This window comes from Chryseobacterium sp. UYP7 (assembly GCF_056279225.1).
In genome coordinates, this window is record NZ_JBWBQW010000028.1 from 1 (window position 1) to 1055 (window position 1055).

At 45.6% G+C, this 1055-nt stretch carries 1 protein-coding gene; it reads left to right on the forward strand.

Annotation, left to right across the window (positions count from 1 at the left end; translation table 11 throughout):
• Nucleotides 1–1055 (forward strand): phage baseplate assembly protein V (locus ACZ9HT_RS16985; RefSeq protein WP_476041685.1); only part of this gene is annotated, 1055 nt, incomplete at both ends.

Sequence of the window (1055 nt, forward strand, 5' to 3'; positions counted from 1 at the left end):
CCGGAGCGGGTTTTCGTAGGGGTGATCACGGGCGTAAGTTTCAGTCAGGACAGTCATTCTTTAGGAAACATTATTTTAAAAGGCTTCAGTCCCACGATTTTACTGGATGCTGCACCACATACCCAGAGTTTTGGCGGCGAAGGTCCCGTAAATATGGGAATTATTGCAGACAGTGTTATTAAACAGGGAATCGGAACCGCTTACGATATTAGGGTTGATGCTAAATCTACCTCTCAAATCTTATACAGCGCTCAGTACGATGAAACGCATTACAACTACCTCGCAAGAATGGCAGAAGCCTATGGCGAACAGTTCTATTATGATGGCGAAGTTTTACATTTTGGATCCATGCCTCCTCAAAATAAAGCCATCGAACTCACCTACGGCAGTAATGTTTCGGATATTAATGTCGAATTAAAAGCCGTTCACATTAAACCCAGTTTTTACGGATACAACAGCAGTTCGAATGCGAAGTTAACCTCCGGAGAAACACCGATCAAACATAAAAGTGATCTGGCGAAAACGTCTTATCAAAATAACAGCGGCATCTTTAAAACCCCTTCTCTACAAGTCGCACCGATCAAAGCCACCACCGATATGGATGTGGTGAATTCGCAGACCAGTGCTTCGGGAAGTAAAGCCGTAGAAGTGCTCACGATCTCGGGCGGAACCACGGTTCCTTTTCTTTATCCGGGTTGTGTAGCAGATCTGAAAATGCGCAAAGTAGATTCTAACCAGACCAGTTACTTCACCAGAGTCATGATGACCGAAGTGACTCACGATATTGATACCCTGGGACATTACACAGGAACTTTTGAAGCGATTGCTTCAGATACTGGCTACATGCCGAAACCGGATTTTGTTTTACCCATTGCACAACCACAAATCGCCACCGTTATTTCAAATACCGACCCGAGCGGACAAGGTCGAGTAACTGTTCGCTTCGACTGGCAGATGCACGACACAACGAACTTTATCAGAATGATGTCTCCAGATGCGGGTGGTACAGATCAGGTTTCTCAGAATCGCGGCTATGTCGCCATCCCGGAAGTTGG